The organism is Alteromonas sp. ABH2_165 (assembly GCF_056159945.1).
In genome coordinates this window covers 241,113-258,531 of sequence record NZ_JBSWWF010000002.1, presented here as the reverse complement: position 1 = coordinate 258,531, position 17,419 = coordinate 241,113, and the positions used below count along the sequence as shown (strand labels likewise).

Sequence of the window (17,419 nt, the reverse complement as noted above, 5' to 3'; positions counted from 1 at the left end):
GGCTCCCCGCCCGAAAAGCGTTTAGTCGTCGCCGAATTCGCGGATGATGGTATTGATGGTGTCTTTTGCGTCACCTAGTACCATGCGCGTGTTGTCTTTGAAGAACAGCGGGTTGTCGACGCCGGCGAAGCCTGCGTTGGCTGAGCGCTTTAGTACAAACACCGTTTTTGCACGATACGCTTCGATAACTGGCATGCCGTAAATTGGGCTGCCTTTCATCTCTTTTGCCGCAGGGTTTACTACATCGTTCGCACCAATCACGATGGCTACGTCGTAGTTTTCCATGCGCGGATTCACATCGTCCATTTCGCAAAGCTGATCGTAAGGTACATCGGCTTCAGCCAGCAGTACGTTCATATGACCCGGCATACGGCCCGCAACCGGGTGAATGGCGTACTCCACCGTACAGCCGTTTTCTTCCAGTAGCGTTTGTAGTTCGCGCACAGCGTGTTGCGCTTGTGCTACCGCCATGCCGTAACCCGGAATAACCAGTACCGCCTGCGCCGCTTCTAGCACATAGAACGCATCTTGCGCCGCCATGATTTTCACTTCGCCTTCGATTTTCTCTGCCGCTTCAACCGGTTTCGCGAAACCAGACAACAGTACATTCATCAGCGAGCGGTTCATCGCCTTACACATGATGTTAGTCAGGATAAGACCAGACGCACCCACCAGCAGGCCGGTTACGATAAGAATCGTATTGCCAACTGCCAGGCCTGCAGCTGATGCCGCCACACCCGAGTAGCTGTTCAACAGCGCAATAACCACCGGCATGTCTGCACCACCAATCGAGATAGTCGCCAGAATACCGAAGCTCAGGGCTAGCGCGATGGTGGCGTAAAGCCATACAGTATTCGTTGGGTCGGTCACAAACAGATAACCCACTACAAAGAAACCAACCAGGTGCAGAACGCTTAGCTCGCGCAAGCCAGTGAAGATCACCGCTTTGGCGTTCATTCGGCCAGACAGTTTTCCCCAGGCAATCACAGAGCCAGAGAAAGTTACGCCACCAATTAACAGCGTCAGAATAACCGTAATCAACACAAAAGACGTGGCACCACTAAAGCCGACCGTCGACAGCTGACTTACCGTCGCCCAGCCCAGTAACAGTGAAGCTAAACCACCGTAGCCGTTAAACAGCGAGACCATTTCTGGCATTTGTGTCATTTCGACAGATTTTGCTTTCCAGGCACCGTAGGCGCCGCCAATGGCAAAGCCCAGTAAAATCCAGTGATAGGAAATAATCTGATGGTCGAGCAGCGTCACTACCACAGCCACCAGCATACCCGCCGCAGACACCATATTCCCTTTACGGGCCGTCAGCGGATGGCTTAACAGTTTCAGACCAAGAATGAACAGACCCGCCGCCAGTACGTACGCCAGATTGATTATCAATGCTACAGATTCCATTTTCCCGGCCCCTTACTTCTTATCTTTCTTTTTAAACATACCCAGCATCCGGTCGGTAACCAGATAACCACCCACAACGTTGATGCTGGCAAGCGCTACCGCTGCCGTGCCCAAAATCGTTGTCAGTATGTCGTTTTCCATACCCGATGCTGCCAACGCGCCGACCAGGGTGATCCCGGAAATGGCGTTTGAGCCCGACATCAGCGGGGTATGCAGAGTGGCAGGGACTTTGCGGATCAGTTCGAAACCCAGGAAAGCAGCCAGCAATACGATAAAAATCAGATAGATATTTTCCATGATTAGGCTCCCTGATACGCGTTTTTAAGCATGTCGTTGGTAATTTCGCCATCGTGCGTAATTACACACCCAGCAAGAATTTCATCTTCCAGATCGAGCTTGAATGCCTTCGATTCATCATCGAAAAATTCATCGATCAGGTTGTACAGGTTGTTGGCGTACATATCGGTAGCGTCTTTCGCGACAGACTGACTCCAGTTACCGGTACCAATTACCGTGACCCCATTTACGGTGACCACTTTGCCAGGTTCAGAGCCTTCCACGTTACCACCAGACGTTGCAGCCATATCGACCACCACAGAACCCGGACGCATCAGCGCCAGCGTGTCTTTGCTAATAAGCTGCGGAGGACGACGACCAAACAATTGCGCGGTAGTGATCACGATGTCTGAGTCGGCAATCGCATCACGTTGCGCGTCCTGCTGCTTCTGCTTCTGCTCGTCGGTGAGTTCTTTAGCGTAGCCGTCTTTGGTCTGGCCGGTTTCACCCAAATCGATTTTTAGGAATTTACCGCCCAGCGATTCAACCTGTTCAGCGACTACTGGACGGGTATCGTAAGCCAGTACGTTGGCGCCCAGACGTTTCGCCGTCGCAATCGCCTGCAGACCCGCAACGCCGGCACCAATGATGTAAACTTTCGCCGGTTTAATGGTACCCGACGGTGTCATCATCATTGGCAGAATGCTAGGCAGATGTGTAGTTGCCTGCATCACCATAACGTAGCCAGCGAGGCTCGCTTGCGAACTTAACGCATCCATTTTCTGGGCGCGGGAAGAACGCGGGATCATTTCCACCGACAAGGTGGTCAGCTTGCGGGCAGCTAAAGACTCCACCAGCGATTGCTGGAAAAAGGGGTCAATGTGTCCTACCACAATGGCATTGGCTTTCAGTTTTGAGTAAACCGCTTCTTCGGGCTGGTTTACGCACAACAATAAATCGGTCTCTTTCAGTGAGTCGTCTGCATTTTCCACCAGGCTGGCACCAACCTCAGTAAAATCGGCATCGGCGTAACCTGATAGAACACCAGCATTTTTTTGCACGACAACGGTAACACCGCGGTTCACCATGCGTTTCACACTAGAGGGTGATACCGCACAGCGTTTTTCGGTATGACCGAGCTTCTCGAGTCCTTCATTCAATATTAAAACTTTCATGTGTTCTCCTCAGGCAAGGGATACTTGAGACGCTTAATCCGACCACATCCTTGTCGGCATTAATAATTTATATTTTTTATTGTTAACCAAATCTAATATTTATTGCCACCGGTGGCAATAAGCACATTTATATCAAAAAGGAATATATAAGCCGGCAGTTATCCCACTATGTGCAGGAGAATTAACCAGTATATTTACCAATGTTAAACACAGTAGCGAAGTGAAAATGACCGTTTAAAGAACCTAAATTCATGTGTTACAACAAGTTAGACTAACTTCAATGTTGACTTGCGCTAACCAATTGAAAGCTAAGGATTGGAGGGGGTATAGAAAATAAGTGATATGATTGCTTCCATATCACTCATTCATGGTATTGATAAAGTGTTTAAAATATAAACCTTTTGGTAAACCTGTGAGGTCGCCCATAGCATCAGATAGGTTACTTTTTAACCAGATGTCAAAGAGTTTACCTAGCCTACCAAGCGGGATTGACTGCAAAAAAGTTGCATTTCCTGATTTAACAGCGGCGAATTTATGATGTTTATTCCAAAATTCGCGGTGATGCAGTAGTAAATTTGCGCTCAATAAGCGGTGAGCTTAAAGGGTAATTTTAGCTTCGATATAATGTCTTGATCAGGTGGTAACCAAATTTTGTTTTTACCGGCCCATGCACTTTCAGCACTTCTTTCTTAAACACCACGTCATCGAACTGTTTAACCATCTGCCCTCGGCGAAATTCACCTAAATCACCACCACGTTTGCCCGACGGACAGGTTGAGTGCTTCTTTGCCAACGTGGCAAAGTCTTTACCTTTCTTGAGCTGTTCTAGAATAGACAGGGCTTCTTTTTCAGTTTTTACCAGAATATGAAGGGCGGATGCAGTTGCCATGGCGGTACTCGTATTGATGCGGTTAAGTTAAGCGGATTATAGCGAAGCACAAACGAAAAAGGCATTTCTGCAGGCAATGCCTTATCATTACATTGTGTAATAGAATAATTAAAAAACAATGAATGCACGCTGGTACTGGAGAACGTCATGATGCGGGAGAAGAATGAATATGTCTGAACCATTGAGCAGGCGCGTCGTTGCAATACTATTAATGCTCATATCACATTCCGCTTCAGCTGAATCCTTTTCTGTGGGTATTGTTCCGCAACACTCGCCGAAAAAGCTCGCAGAGGCCTGGCAACCACTACTCAGCTATATCGAGTCTGAAACCGGACACACTTTACACTTTGAAACCGCGAAAGATATTCCTACATTTGAAAAAGCACTGTCGCAAGGCAAATATGACATTGCTTACATGAACCCCTATCACTTTGTCGTTTTTCAGAAAAACCCAGGCTACCGCGCGCTGGCTCGTCAGAAAGATCAAACCATTCAGGGCATCATCGTTGTGCCGCGTGACAGTCCTTTTTCAGAATTATCTGATCTTGAAGGTGCCAAAATCGCCTTTCCGGCCCCCGCCGCTTTTGCTGCCAGTATTATTCCCCGAGCTACCATGCATAAAGATGGCATTAGCTTTACACCCGTTTATGTACAATCCCACGACTCTGTTTATCTGAATGTAACAAGGGGATTTTTTAAGGCCGGAGGCGGAATATACCGGTCTCTGCAAGCCACAGAAAACGTCGTGAAAGAGAACCTGAAAGTGCTCTGGTCAAGCCCGGCTTATACGCCACATGCCATAGCGACGCATCCACGACTGTCAGAGAAAGTTCGCGAGCAACTTCTGAATGTTCTCACCACCATGACACCCGGCGGAAAAGCCAGTGACGCTTTAAACAGTCTCAAAATGAAAGGATTCTCAGAGGCATTTTCTGCAGACTGGGATGACATCCGGGCGCTGAATATAGACTTACTGCACCAAGAGAAGCCGTAGTTCACATGCGAATATCACTAAAACTAAAAACAATTCTGGGTGTAGCATTCATAGAAGCAACGTTGCTCGCACTGCTGCTGACAACAACATTTAACCTGCTGACCAACCTGGTTAACGATGCCGTGGTTAAGCGCGCGAATACAACGGCTAACCTGTTTTATTCAACGACTAAAAACGCTTTTTTGTCCTTCGATCTGGCCGGCATTGAGGCTGATGTCAACGAGTTGCTTACCGATTCAGACATTCATTACGTCAAAATAACAGATACCTCCGGCAGAGTCTTCGCATCAGGTGGCAACGAACAATCACTGAACTCAGACTTTCAGGCCGATACGTCTGTCAGCTTGGCCAGTGATGGAATTTACGATATCCGCCGCACGATTCTAGTTGATGATACGTTGTATGGTTATATTGACCTTGGAATTAATATTGCGGCAGTAAAAGCATCGCTGAGCGATATTCAGCAGTGGGCTTATACCATTGCAGCCATTGAGATGGTCCTTGTTGCGCTATTTTCCTATTTTCTCGGTAGCTATTTGACTAAGCAGATCCATATTCTTCAACAGGGTGCTCGCAGGCTCATTCAGGCTTCTAAAGAAAACAAATATGAAGATATTAAGGTAAACGTGCGTACCAACGACGAGCTCGAAGAGTTAGCAACGGTCTTCAATCATCTAACCTCGCATCTTGAAGAAGAGCATATCCGCAGAGCCGAAGCAGAAAATGCCTTACAGGCTCTAAATCAGTCTCTGGAATACAGAGTCCTCGAGCGTACCACTGAATTAAACCGAAAAAATGAAGAACTGTCGCAGTCGAACAAATCGCTGAAAGAAACACAGCAGCAATTACTTCAGGCGGAAAAGATGTCATCAGTCGGTCAGCTTGCTGCCGGTGTCGCCCACGAAATCAATAATCCTGTGGGCTTTGTCAGTAGTAATCTGGACACACTGAAAGAGTATTTAGCCAGCTTTGAAATACTCTACAAAGATCTGATGGAAGTCACACAAGCAAAAACCAATGAGGTCGCGCTGGAAAAGATAGCTGTATTAAAGAATTCTCAGGCCTTCCAGTCAATGGACTTTATTAGTAACGACGTTTCTCATCTTATTAAAGAATCTGAACACGGTTTGCAGAGAGTAGAAGAAATTGTCAGCAGCCTTAAACAATTTTCCAGAATCGACACAGATAAGAAGCAGCTTTTTGATTTGAATAACTGCGTGAAAACCACATTAGCGCTGGTGAACAACAAGCTAAAATATGTTTGTGATGTAGACATTAACTATGAAGAGTTGCCCCGCGTTATGATGAACGTGGGTAAAATTTCTCAAGTTATTACTAACCTGCTGATTAACGGCGCTCAGGCGATTGAAGAAACAGGACGGCGGGGCAAACTGAAAGTACGCACCAGAGCAAACAGCAACGGAACTGTAGAACTCATCGTTAGTGACAATGGCTGCGGAATCTCTGACGAGAACCTGCAAAAGATATTTAATCCTTTCTTCACCACCAAAGACGAGGATACAGGTACTGGCCTGGGACTTTCCATCTCATATGACATAGCGACAGAGCACGAAGGGATGCTCAGCGTAGAAAGTGAACTTTATACCGGTACCGAATTTACGCTGACCTTACCTGTTTACGGTGCAGCATAAATACGGAGCGCCCCGACAGCGTTCGCGGAATAACCGATGCAACATTCTCACTGCCAGGAAGATCTGAACTCAGGTGAAAGTAAATAAGAGCATTCACCTGAGCGTCATCATCAATTAGTGAATCAGATACATCCCTGCCGACGTGCCAAGCATAACTTCTATATCGCCGGATTCTGAGCCACGGGCACGCAATGCACCTTTTTCTGCTCTGCCGTTCAATTTCGGACCAGACCACACAATATTGCCATTAGTTGCAATGCTACGCAGAACAGAATGAGAGCTGTACCAACTGCTATCATCACCGGTTACTACCAGTACGTTAGTTGGGGTAACCGGGTCCACAATCATATCGATGATCTCAAACGGGAAGCGGTATTCCCCCACCAGTTCCACACCACTGTCAGAAAATGTCAGCATGCTCATTTCCTTATCGTTACCACCGGAACAAACAAACTGACGGCTGTTTTCACCGCCGGTAAACAGCACCTGCGGACATTCAATTTCATATGAGTTGCCGGCAATAAATGCATTACTACCCAGCGTCAGCAACTGTACCTGCTGATAACCGCTTGTCACAACCAGATTCAATACATCATCAATAAATACCGCATCAAAATCACTAATCCTCTGGGGGTTCGTATACGATGCCACCAGCAACTGATTCTGAATGTCGATAACCTTGATCGCTGACCCGTCCTGATAGACCGCATCCTCATATCCGTCGCCGTTCACGTCTATGGCCATTATCTTGCCGATAGTGCTGTCATTGTCACCACCATCGACAGAGTACTGAACAGACATATCGCTTAACTGCACCGCACCGAATGCGCCGTCATACAAGGCAGTCAGCGGCAGGAAGATATCCCCTGCGCCATCGTTATTGTAATCCGTCGTTACCGCCTGAGTACTGTTGTCCCAGTTAGAAGACAGCTCTTCACCCACGGTTATGGTGCCATCGCCGGTCATCGTTGCGATAACAGAGCCGTCATAACCACTTTCGGTACTGGGCACAAAGAATACAGCACGCTCATCACCGGAAGTGATTTCAGACCAGCCCGCGGCATAAAAATGGTCAAGCTGAACACCGGTGGTATTTTCTTTTACCGTTGCACCATCGGCAGTGTAGTCTGCCGTGAGCAGGCGGTCTGCACCTGAACTGCTGGTGCCTGAGCCCCATAGAATTTCCGCACTACCGTCGTTGTCGATATCACCCATGGTAAGCGATGACGAGCCGTGATCCTGCAGCCCAACTTGCCATACTGTATCCAGTTGATTGCTGCCGTTCAGAGTGTACGCGGTTACATTGCCCCACTGGCAATCGCTTACCACAATTTCATCTGTCGCATCATTGTAGAGATTGTAAGCATGCATATCGCAGGTATCTTCAAGAGACAATGACGCCAGCTGAGATTTATCAGCAGCGGAATACACGTAAAGCGCATCCCAGGCACCGGCACCAATGATCTCATCGATACCATTCCCGTTGAGGTCGCCAACTGTAACAAATGAACTACCAAATCCGGAGCCGAAAAACCATTCATTCGCACCAGTGGTCAGGTCGTACACCAGACCAGTGTTCATAATCAGCTCTACGTTACTGTCGGCATCCACGTTACCGACAGCGATTGTCTGAAAGCTGTTAGTGCTGAAGCTGAGTGTTGTAGCCAACTCACTTCCCAACTCACTCACAAAAATGGTCGTTTCACTGGCGTCGTAATCCGCATTCTTAACAGAATAAATCAGTTCATTCACACCGTCGTTGTCGGTATCAGCCAGTAACGCTTCACTGAAATAATCGTCGGTTTCCAGTAAAACCCGTGCATCTTTGGTTAAATCATCAATCAACCAGAAGGTCTTTTCTGTGATAACTAAAATTTCAGGCGTGCCATCCCCGTCGATATCTGCAGGCAATACTTGCCGGATATTCTGTTCATCAGACAGCGCATAGGGATATGCCCATTTCTGTTTATATTTACCATCAACCAGCGCCAGTAAAAATACCCGTGAGCCATTGTCAGTCCCCAATAACTCATTGCTACCGTCGCCATCAAAATCGGCCACCCACTGAGAATTATTCCGATGAGGCACTTCCACGCCAGAACGGAACAACGGCAGCGCCTCATCGGCATTCACCGTCATTTCAAAGTATTCCTCAATGCTGTTATTTGGGTTCTGACTGTTGCTCACACCGAAGGAATACACCATCTGACTGAAAAGCTGATTGTCCGGTACAACCCAGGTCACCGTGCCGTCAGAAGCTAACGTTGCCCCCTCAGGCGCACTCGCCAATGCCGCCAGGTTTTCATTGCCCGGTACATCTGCGTCTGTTAGTGATAATGAGAAAGTAATGGTATCGCCAGCACGGACGTTTTCCGGCACATTACTAACCGTAAAAACCGCAGGAGTATCTTCCACATAGATGCTGATGGGATAGGATTCCACGGTATTGATTGAGTCAGACACCACCATGGACACTTCAAGCCACTGATCAACCGTCACTGAGTATGCGGGCAGGGTGTTACCGTGAACGCCTTCAAGCAATTTGCCGTTTAGATACCAGTTGTAACTGACAGTCAGATCTTCGTCTGGGGTATCGAGGTCATAATAATTACCAGGCAGCACAACAATTTCCTGTGCCACAGACAGCCCCTCATAATCTTGCAGATAAGGCGACTCTACATAAGGTGTCAGAGAGATTTCGGCGAGGTTATATAATTCCGTATCAGTCACCGGCGATGTGATGAAGCCGTATAGACTATCAAAGTACTTACCGGCATCCATTTCGCCGTCATTGTCGAGATCCTGGGTGTACATCACCATACCCTGCAAGAACTTCAACTGTGCTTCACCGTTATTGAAAATCACGGTACTACCGTAAAAATACGGCATATCTAGCTCATCAGTGTCCAGCGCTACATCCACAGAGCCTTCAGAACCCACACTAACGCGGCCATCAATCCGGAATTCAGGGGACTCCCAGTTATCACTGGTGGTCATGCTGGTATCAATAAGGTAGCTTTCAGCGCCTATTGAAGCACTCACATATTGCTCACTAACCGACGTCGTCACGCCGGTTTGTATGGAATATGAATCACTAAAGGTGATCAGGCCTGACATAGACACCGGAACGTCGTCTTGCCAGTTAAGATTGGAAAAATACAGGGTATATTCTATTTTGCTGTCGGTAACGACATCAATAGAAACCGCCGCCACACCAGACAACGCGAAACTATTGTAATAAGACTCACAATCACTGAAATCCATAGACAACTTACCGGTACCGTTGTCATCAAACTTACCGGTATATTTCACCGTGCCGCTTTCATCACACTGAAGGGTGCTGTTAATTGAACCGTCGCTGCCGAGTTCATTTTCAATATCGTGTTCACCGATATCAGGCACAGTGAGAATGTTGTCGTCAAACAATACGCTATAAACATGCTGGGCCAGGGCAATATCTATCTCTGCCTTGCCGGATTCTCCACTGTAACGGGTATTGGCCTGCGTTTTTGCAGCGGTAGTTAGTTGAGATTTGGAATGAGATTGCGCGTCAGAAATGATCTGCAGAGGTGTTTTTGACGGCGTTTGTACGCCGCCGGAAGCACTGTCAGAGCCACCGCCGCCACCGCACGCAGATACAGCCAGCGCCAACGCAGAAAGAGAAAAGACACGTACAACGTTATTCATGTTTTCATCCTTGAACTTTAGATACCACAACTACAAAGTTCGGCTAATTTAGCGACTTTTTCACTTCTGGTCGAGTTAAATGTAAAGATTTTGTCAAGGGTGATTTATTAGGGAAATTGCATGACTCAGCAGACGATTTCGGGGATAAATAAGGTGATCTTAGGCTAGGTAAATGCAGCTAATTATTAAGATTGGGATTGCTGTTCAAGGAATGCCACAACGTCTTCATTTTTTACACGAAGATAAATGTCTTCTACCTGGATAGTAAAATCTATCGATTCGAAGTGGATTTCTTCACCTAAAAAATAGTGGGTGGAGCGCCAGTCATCGCTTCTTCTGTAAACGGTAACATCTGCTACGTCCTGTTCAATCAGCACGTACTCTTTAAGTGTAGGAATATTGACGTACTCAAGTAACTTTTGCTTCTCATCCATTTTACGAGTAGAACGGGAAATCACTTCCACAAGGATTACCGGCGTTGATGTAAAATATGGCTCTGACTCATCAAAATTACAATCGACCAACACATCTGGATAATAAAAGTTATCACGAACGCGCACTTTCATATCTGAACTAAATGGCTCGCAGGGAGTCGCTTTTAAGTGATTTCTTAACTCACTATAAAAATTTCCCGCTATTCTCTCATGGTTGGCGCTGGCTCCGGCCATCGCATAAATCTGACCATCAATAAGCTCCCGTTTAACAGATGCTTCAAGCTCTTCCTGTAGGTATTCGTCGGGTGTCAACACATTGTGTTTTCGGGCAACTGGCATTGCGCACTCCTGAATAGCAACCGAATATGAATCCATGATTCTGACATTACTTAAATATCAAACATGGCACTTACCCTCACATAGTAACCAAAAATGTTTTGGATGTACCAACCTTCTTTCTTGATCTTCATAACTGCAACCATCTTCACCAGTGGGTTGAGTACGCTGTGAATGCAGGTATAAAGCTCTAGCATTTGTAAGTGACTTTTCTAGCTGTAATTATAAAAGTAAAAGCGTAACTGCTTTTATTGATTTGTAAGTATTATATTCGTATTGTAAGTGCTTTGTTGAAACGAATGTTTCTCTGCGGAAGGAGCTATCTAGGCTTTACGAGCAGGGTATTGAGCAATACACCAAATAAGTAAAGGCTCTTATGAACCCGCTGGGATACACCTACCTAAATCAATACTATAGTCTGCTTCTTCCAAAACTAGACGTAGACGTGTACCAGGATCCTAAAGCAGATGCTGAAAAACTCATCGCTTATGGTGCGTCTAAGCGCAAAATCATCCCGGGGACTCGTAAGCCAGCTGACTCACCCTTTGAGCACATGATTGCTGCAATCAAGTATCAAGGGATCAGGCTTCACTACTTTGCAGCGATCTTCCAAAAAATAGATATAGATGCACTAACCTCATTTATCGCAGAAAAACCAAACTCTAAATATAACCGCGTGATCTGGTTTCTCTATGAATGGTTAACAGGTAATCAGCTAACAGATATTCCAAATCATACTTTGGATAAAATCGTTTCAATCCTGATTAATTGTGGTGGTAAAGTTTCTAAAGCCAAGCAAAAGTTTGTCTCTGAGCATATTAAGACAGATGTACTTGAAACAGTTGAGGAGACTTCTTCAGCGCCGATTCAGAAGATGAAGGACAAGTTGAATGTGGATGTACAGCAGCTAATGAGAAAGAAGTAGCCAAGCACTCATAGTACAAAAAGGAATTTACAGGTATATATAAAGAAAAGGCCCGAAAAGCAATGCTTTACGGGCCTTTTAAACAGTATGAGCTCTTATGAAACGCTCAGGTGACGTTTACATCATTCCACCCATGCCGCCCATTCCGCCCATGCCACCCATATCAGGTGCAGCAGCAGCTTCTTCTTTAGGCAGTTCAGCAACCATCGCTTCTGTAGTGATCATCAGAGAGGCGATAGACGCTGCGAATTGCAGAGCTGAACGCGTCACTTTAGTTGGGTCAAGGATACCCATTTCCAGCATGTCGCCGTAAGTGTCGTTACCTGCGTTGTAACCGTAGTTACCTTCGCTGTTCTTAATTGCGTTAACAACAACAGACGCTTCAGCACCTGAGTTGATAGAGATTTGACGCAGAGGCGCTTCCATCGCGCGCAGAGCCAGCTTGATACCGTGAGTCTGGTCTTCGTTGTCGCCAGTCAGTTCTGCCAGTTTTGCAGCAGCACGAACCAGAGCAACACCACCACCAGGTACTACGCCTTCCTGTACCGCAGCGCGGGTAGCGTGCAGTGCATCTTCAACGCGGTCTTTCTTCTCTTTCATTTCAACTTCAGTAGCAGCACCTACTTTGATTACTGCAACACCGCCAGACAACTTAGCCAGACGTTCCTGCAGCTTCTCTTTGTCGTACTCAGAAGTTGAATCTTCGATTTGACCACGGATTTGTGCGCAACGACCTTCGATAGCCGCTTCGTCACCCGCACCGTCAACAACAGTCGTGTTGTCTTTGTTGATAACTACGCGCTTCGCAGTACCTAAGTCTTCCAGCTGAACTTTTTCCAGTTCCAGACCAATCTCTTCAGAGATTACAGTACCGCCAGTCAGAATTGCGATATCCTGCAGCATGGCTTTACGACGGTCGCCGAAACCAGGTGCTTTAACAGCAGCTACTTTCACGATACCGCGCATGTTGTTAACAACCAGAGTTGCCAGCGCTTCGCCTTCCAGATCTTCAGCGATAATCAGCAGAGGCTTGCCTGCTTTTGCAACGCCTTCCAGCGTAGGCAGCAGTTCACGGATGTTAGATACTTTTTTGTCAACCAGCAGGATGAACGGGTTGTCTAATTCAACAGTACCGTTTTCCTGGTTGTTAATGAAGTAAGGAGACAGGTAACCACGGTCGAACTGCATACCTTCAACCACGTCCAACTCGTTTTGCAGAGCCTGACCTTCTTCAACAGTGATAACGCCTTCTTTGCCTACTTTTTCCATCGCTTCAGCGATGATTTCGCCTACTTCCAGGTCAGAGTTTGCAGAGATAGTACCAACCTGTGCGATAGACTTGCTGTCGGCACAGTCAGTAGACAGGGCTTTCAGTTCTTCAACGGCTGCAACAACGGCTTTGTCGATACCGCGCTTCAGATCCATCGGGTTCATACCCGCTGCAACAGATTTCAGACCTTCAGTTACGATAGCCTGCGCCAGAACGGTTGCAGTAGTAGTACCGTCACCGGCTTCGTCGTTGGCTTTTGACGCAACTTCTTTAACCATCTGTGCGCCCATGTTCTCGAACTTATCTTCCAGCTCGATTTCTTTGGCTACAGATACACCATCTTTAGTGATGGTAGGTGCACCGAATGATTTATCCAGTACTACGTTACGGCCCTTAGGACCTAAGGTTACCTTTACTGCGTTTGCAAGGATGTTAACGCCTTTCAGCATCTTCGTGCGGGCGTCATCACCAAAACGTACTTCTTTAGCTGCCATGTTTAAATTCCTCTAAATACGGTTAAAACGTTAAACGTCTATTACTCAACGATTGCCAGAATGTCGCTTTCGCTAACGATAAGCACTTCTTCACCTTCCAGCTTTTCGGCTTTTACGCCGTAACCGTCGTTGAAAATAACGGTGTCGCCAACTTTAACGTCAAGAGCTTTCACTTCGCCGTTCTCAAGAATACGGCCGTTACCCACAGCGATAACTTCAGCGCGGGTTGATTTTTCTGCAGCAGAACCGGTAAGTACGATGCCGCCAGCAGATTTAGTTTCTTGCTCAGCGCGCTTAAGGATTACGCGGTCGTGTAAAGGACGAATTGCCATTTTCAAGTCTCCTGAAAATTCCAACTATCTAAATGTTAGTTAACTAGGACGCACGGTCTCGTGTACGCCATTTACTTAAGAAAGAAGCCGGTAAACCCAGCTTCAAATCGTGTTCTGCGTGGATAAATGGGGTAGTCACCATACAAGTTCAAGGGGATTAGGTGAAAAAAATGCAAAAATTTTTCAATTTTTGGTGGTTGGTAACTAACCATTTGATTCTGAAAGGGAGGATTACGCGCCGCTAAAGCGCGTAACCTGTTAATTGACTATTTATTCAGGCGGGGGTTGCTGTCGCTGTCAGACTTGTCGGTGTACTGCCCTTCAAATACGTCACCATGTTCCTGACGAGGGCCATCGTGGAACTGCTGGCCAAACGGGTCGGCGCCACCCGCGAAGGGACCTTGCTGATTAAAACCGGAAGACGTCACTACGCGCATCTTCATATGCTTTTTTACCGATGCACCGATAAGGTGGCGGGTGACAGGCAGCACCAACAGAATACCCAAGATATCGGTGATGAAACCCGGCGTGACCATAAGCACACCGGCCACAGCCAGCATGATACCGTCGACCATTTCTTGTCCGGGCATTTCGCCCTGCTGCATTTTCATCTGCGCTTTTTGCAGCGTATGCAAGCCTTCTCGTTTTACAAAATAAGCACCGATAAAGGCAGTAATAAGTACGATCGCAATCGTGTTCCATCCGCCGATAATGCCACCCACTTTCACTAGCAGGGCTATTTCAATGATGGGCATTATGGCAAATAGCAAAAATAATATTCGCAAGAGTTAACCTCGTTGGCTTAAGTTCATAAAGCCAGTGCTTTCGCTTATTACTAAGCCGAACACTGACATGCGTGAATTAGTAAAATGGGGGTTTGCCCCCTAAATACAAGTTTGTATTGATATGAGTACGACAGAATTCGCGACAGAGGGTTCGTGATTTTATTAAAAATCTGAAAGAATACGAAACCGACTGCGGTCAGATATAAGGTTACTGTTACCCTAACCTGAATGCGTTTTTCGAAGGATATACTGAATATGAAGTCTGTATCGACACTGCTGTTAACCTGTTTGCTCACCTTGTTTTGCTTTCAGGCTACTGCCCAAATCCCCCAGTTCAATCAGGGCGGAAACTTTATGCAGCAGGAGGAGCCGGAATTCCTGGCGGTAGAAGATGCTTTCGTATTCAGCTATGAACAGCAGGGCGACAAGCTGGTCATTCACTTCGACATAGCCCCGGATTACTACTTATATAAGTACCAGTTCAAACTGGTTGGCAAAGATGTCACCTTAGGTGAACCCGTATTCCCACCCGGAAAAGAAAAAGAAGACGAATTCTTTGGTAAAACCGAAGTGTATTATGTGGATGTTTCTTTTACTGTTCCTATAGAGCAAGCCGTACAGGATGGCGTGGTGAAAGTCCGTTATCAAGGCTGTGCCGATGCAGGGCTTTGCTATCCGCCTACAGTAAAAGTGATTTATCTGAATGCTGTCGGTGATACAGCACCTTCTTCAAATGCTAGCGCGCCTGATAGCGCTTCCGATGAAGTCGCCTCTGAGCAATTTGGTTTGGCTGAGCGACTGGCCGATAAAGAAAATCTCGCGGTAACCCTGCTGCTGTTCCTGGCACTCGGTATTGGCCTGGCATTTACGCCCTGCGTTTTCCCCATGTATCCCATTCTGTCTGGCATTGTACTTGGACAGGGTAAAGGCATGAGCTTAAGCCGTGCTTTCACGCTCAGCTTTATTTACGTGCAGGGTATGGCGATTACCTACTCCATTCTGGGTCTGGTGGTCGCATCGGCTGGCGTGCAGTTTCAGGCAGCGCTGCAGCACCCGGCCATACTAGGGGTGTTTATCGTTCTGTTTATCGCCCTGGCCATGGCCATGTTCGGCGTGTATGAAATTCAATTGCCTTCGTCCTGGCAGAGCAAACTCAACGATGTCAGTAACAATCAGAAACGGGGCAACTTCGTTGGTGTGTTCGTTATGGGCGTATTATCTGGCTTGGTCGCTTCTCCGTGCACCACCGCGCCACTCACCGGCATTCTGCTATTTATAGCTCAGACCGGCGACATGACTTTGGGCTTTATTTCCCTCTATGTGCTGAGTTTAGGCATGGGTATTCCACTCATTCTGTTTGGTATGACCGGCGGCAAACTGCTGCCTAAAGCGGGAAACTGGATGAATGTGGTGAAGGTGAGCTTTGGTTTCATGATGCTGGCCGTCGCCCTCATCTTTGTTGAGCGCCTGTGGAGCAACGATTACATCAACCTGCTCTGGGCTGCTGTAGGTTTAGCCACATTCTCCTATTACAGCGTGATGAACCAGAACACTGCCCCTTCATTTATGAAAGGTGTGCGAACATTGCTTATAGCATTGGGGCTGTTTGGTAGTGCCATGGTGGGCTATGTCACATTATTCGGTTCTCCGACGGCTACTTACAGCGGTCAGGCGCAGACTTCCGCAGACAGCCATCCAGAATTTATGGTGGTCAAAAACATCGGTGATTTTGAAGCGAAGCTAGCTGCCGCCAATGCCGATGGCAAAACCGTGATGGTGGATTTATACGCCGATTGGTGTGTTGCCTGTAAAGAGTTTGAGAAGTATACCTTCCCGGATCCTGCGGTTATCGATGCGCTTTCAAATACTGTGTGGATGCAAATCGATTTAACCGACAACACCCCGACAAATCTGGCCTTCCAGAAGGAATTCGATGTGCTGGGCCTACCCACGATTTTGTTTTTCGATACTCAGGGTGAAGAGTTGAAAAAGGCGAGAGTAACAGGCTTTATGAAAGCCAATGCCTTTGCTAATCATGTGAACGCTGCGCTGAAAAACTAGTTGAAGCCCGTCCGGAAGCGTCAAACACAGACGCTTCCGGCAATATTGGGTTTTATAAATAAAGCAAAATCCCCGCCAGAAAACTTGCGCCTATTTCCCCTGATTAGACCAGTATTTTGCTGCGAAAACTCTCCTATCATCTATAATCATCGCCAATTTGGTGGATTTTAACTGAACCCAGTTTAAATTTCGTGCAAGCAGACTTATTTTCTGTTGAAATGCGTTGCAAGCAGTCACTTATAAGCAAGATAGCAGCAGTTTTATGGAAATTTTGTTACTTAATGGCCCTAACCTGAATATGTTGGGCAAGCGTGAACCGGAAACGTACGGTTACCAGACGCTACAGGACATTGTCGATAATCTGGCCGAAAAAGCCAGTGCGGCAGGCGCCACGCTGCACCATTTTCAGTCTAATGCTGAATTTGAACTGATCAACCGCATCCATGACGCCATGGGTAATATCGACGCGATTATTATTAATCCGGCGGCTTTCACCCATACCAGCGTTGCATTACGGGATGCACTGCTAAGTGTAAACATTCCTTTCATTGAAGTGCACCTGTCAAATGTGCATGCAAGGGAACCTTTCCGCCACCATTCATATCTATCTGACGTTGCTGCCGGTGTCATCCTTGGCTTAGGAGCCATAGGTTATGAGCTCGCATTGACGGCTGCTCTGAACTTACAAAACTAAATTAG

Annotated in this window: 14 protein-coding genes; 5 read left to right on the top strand and 9 right to left on the bottom strand. The window is 46.9% G+C overall.

The window, feature by feature from the left end; all coding sequences use genetic code 11:
* Positions 1-21 precede the first annotated feature (21 nt).
* The 4 genes from ACXAFQ_RS05785 to ppiC form a co-directional block, all read right to left on the bottom strand.
* Positions 22-1,410, bottom strand: coding sequence for an NAD(P)(+) transhydrogenase (Re/Si-specific) subunit beta (locus tag ACXAFQ_RS05785; protein WP_474818736.1), 1,389 nt, complete (start codon positions 1,408-1,410; stop codon positions 22-24).
* Positions 1,411-1,422: 12 nt separating this feature from the next.
* Positions 1,423-1,707 carry an NAD(P) transhydrogenase subunit alpha part 2 gene (locus tag ACXAFQ_RS05780; protein WP_070123474.1) on the bottom strand — a complete coding sequence of 95 codons (285 nt, stop codon included), beginning with the start codon at positions 1,705-1,707 and terminating at the stop codon, positions 1,423-1,425.
* 2 nt (positions 1,708-1,709) lie between these two features.
* Complete coding sequence (locus tag ACXAFQ_RS05775; RefSeq protein ID WP_474818735.1) at positions 1,710-2,861, bottom strand: NAD(P) transhydrogenase subunit alpha; 1,152 nt, start codon at positions 2,859-2,861, stop codon at positions 1,710-1,712.
* A 610-nt stretch (positions 2,862-3,471) separates the two neighbouring features.
* Positions 3,472-3,750 carry a peptidylprolyl isomerase PpiC gene (gene ppiC / locus ACXAFQ_RS05770; protein ID WP_070123477.1) on the bottom strand — a complete coding sequence of 93 codons (279 nt, stop codon included), beginning with the start codon at positions 3,748-3,750 and terminating at the stop codon, positions 3,472-3,474.
* A gap of 211 nt (positions 3,751-3,961) precedes the next feature.
* On the opposite strand from ppiC, the gene ACXAFQ_RS05765 reads away from it, so the two are divergent.
* A complete protein-coding gene (locus tag ACXAFQ_RS05765; RefSeq protein ID WP_474818734.1) occupies positions 3,962-4,744 on the top strand; it encodes a phosphate/phosphite/phosphonate ABC transporter substrate-binding protein in 783 nt (260 codons plus the stop codon).
* Between the two features lie 5 nt (positions 4,745-4,749).
* Positions 4,750-6,396 carry a sensor histidine kinase gene (locus tag ACXAFQ_RS05760; protein WP_474818733.1) on the top strand — a complete coding sequence of 549 codons (1,647 nt, stop codon included), beginning with the start codon at positions 4,750-4,752 and terminating at the stop codon, positions 6,394-6,396.
* A gap of 114 nt (positions 6,397-6,510) precedes the next feature.
* Here the strand turns inward: ACXAFQ_RS05760 and ACXAFQ_RS05755 are convergent, their stop codons facing one another.
* Complete coding sequence (locus tag ACXAFQ_RS05755; protein WP_474818732.1) at positions 6,511-10,083, bottom strand: FG-GAP repeat domain-containing protein; 3,573 nt, start codon at positions 10,081-10,083, stop codon at positions 6,511-6,513.
* 185 nt (positions 10,084-10,268) lie between these two features.
* A complete protein-coding gene (locus ACXAFQ_RS05750; protein WP_474818731.1) occupies positions 10,269-10,856 on the bottom strand; it encodes a Uma2 family endonuclease in 588 nt (195 codons plus the stop codon).
* Between the two features lie 373 nt (positions 10,857-11,229).
* On the opposite strand from ACXAFQ_RS05750, the gene ACXAFQ_RS05745 reads away from it, so the two are divergent.
* Positions 11,230-11,778 carry a hypothetical protein gene (locus tag ACXAFQ_RS05745; protein ID WP_474818730.1) on the top strand — a complete coding sequence of 183 codons (549 nt, stop codon included), beginning with the start codon at positions 11,230-11,232 and terminating at the stop codon, positions 11,776-11,778.
* Positions 11,779-11,895: 117 nt separating this feature from the next.
* Here the strand turns inward: ACXAFQ_RS05745 and groL are convergent, their stop codons facing one another.
* From groL to ACXAFQ_RS05730, 3 genes are all read right to left on the bottom strand, one after another.
* On the bottom strand, positions 11,896-13,542 hold the full coding sequence (gene groL, locus ACXAFQ_RS05740; RefSeq protein WP_474818729.1) for a chaperonin GroEL: 1,647 nt from the start codon (positions 13,540-13,542) through the stop codon (positions 11,896-11,898).
* Between the two features lie 41 nt (positions 13,543-13,583).
* A complete protein-coding gene (locus ACXAFQ_RS05735; RefSeq protein ID WP_474818728.1) occupies positions 13,584-13,874 on the bottom strand; it encodes a co-chaperone GroES in 291 nt (96 codons plus the stop codon).
* A 266-nt stretch (positions 13,875-14,140) separates the two neighbouring features.
* Positions 14,141-14,659, bottom strand: coding sequence for an FxsA family protein (locus ACXAFQ_RS05730; RefSeq protein WP_474818727.1), 519 nt, complete (start codon positions 14,657-14,659; stop codon positions 14,141-14,143).
* 255 nt (positions 14,660-14,914) lie between these two features.
* Between ACXAFQ_RS05730 and ACXAFQ_RS05725 the strand changes: the two genes are divergently transcribed.
* On the top strand, positions 14,915-16,720 hold the full coding sequence (locus ACXAFQ_RS05725; RefSeq protein ID WP_474818726.1) for a protein-disulfide reductase DsbD: 1,806 nt from the start codon (positions 14,915-14,917) through the stop codon (positions 16,718-16,720).
* Between the two features lie 262 nt (positions 16,721-16,982).
* On the top strand, positions 16,983-17,414 hold the full coding sequence (gene aroQ, locus ACXAFQ_RS05720; protein ID WP_070126401.1) for a type II 3-dehydroquinate dehydratase: 432 nt from the start codon (positions 16,983-16,985) through the stop codon (positions 17,412-17,414).
* The last annotated feature ends 5 nt before the right edge of the window (positions 17,415-17,419 follow it).

Bases quoted from the DNA above. Each gene is read 5' to 3' on its own strand.
- ACXAFQ_RS05775 (WP_474818735.1), bottom strand. From the start codon at position 2,861: ATGAAAGTTTTAATATTGAATGAAGGACTCGAGAAGCTCGGTCATACC.
- ACXAFQ_RS05750 (WP_474818731.1), bottom strand. From the start codon at position 10,856: ATGCCAGTTGCCCGAAAACACAATGTGTTGACACCCGACGAATACCTA.
- ppiC (WP_070123477.1), bottom strand. From the start codon at position 3,750: ATGGCAACTGCATCCGCCCTTCATATTCTGGTAAAAACTGAAAAAGAA.
- ACXAFQ_RS05745 (WP_474818730.1), top strand. From the start codon at position 11,230: ATGAACCCGCTGGGATACACCTACCTAAATCAATACTATAGTCTGCTT.
- aroQ (WP_070126401.1), top strand. From the start codon at position 16,983: ATGGAAATTTTGTTACTTAATGGCCCTAACCTGAATATGTTGGGCAAG.
- ACXAFQ_RS05735 (WP_474818728.1), bottom strand. From the start codon at position 13,874: ATGGCAATTCGTCCTTTACACGACCGCGTAATCCTTAAGCGCGCTGAG.
- ACXAFQ_RS05765 (WP_474818734.1), top strand. From the start codon at position 3,962: ATGCTCATATCACATTCCGCTTCAGCTGAATCCTTTTCTGTGGGTATT.
- ACXAFQ_RS05725 (WP_474818726.1), top strand. From the start codon at position 14,915: ATGAAGTCTGTATCGACACTGCTGTTAACCTGTTTGCTCACCTTGTTT.
- ACXAFQ_RS05785 (WP_474818736.1), bottom strand. From the start codon at position 1,410: ATGGAATCTGTAGCATTGATAATCAATCTGGCGTACGTACTGGCGGCG.
- groL (WP_474818729.1), bottom strand. From the start codon at position 13,542: ATGGCAGCTAAAGAAGTACGTTTTGGTGATGACGCCCGCACGAAGATG.
- ACXAFQ_RS05755 (WP_474818732.1), bottom strand. From the start codon at position 10,083: ATGAATAACGTTGTACGTGTCTTTTCTCTTTCTGCGTTGGCGCTGGCT.
- ACXAFQ_RS05780 (WP_070123474.1), bottom strand. From the start codon at position 1,707: ATGGAAAATATCTATCTGATTTTTATCGTATTGCTGGCTGCTTTCCTG.
- ACXAFQ_RS05760 (WP_474818733.1), top strand. From the start codon at position 4,750: ATGCGAATATCACTAAAACTAAAAACAATTCTGGGTGTAGCATTCATA.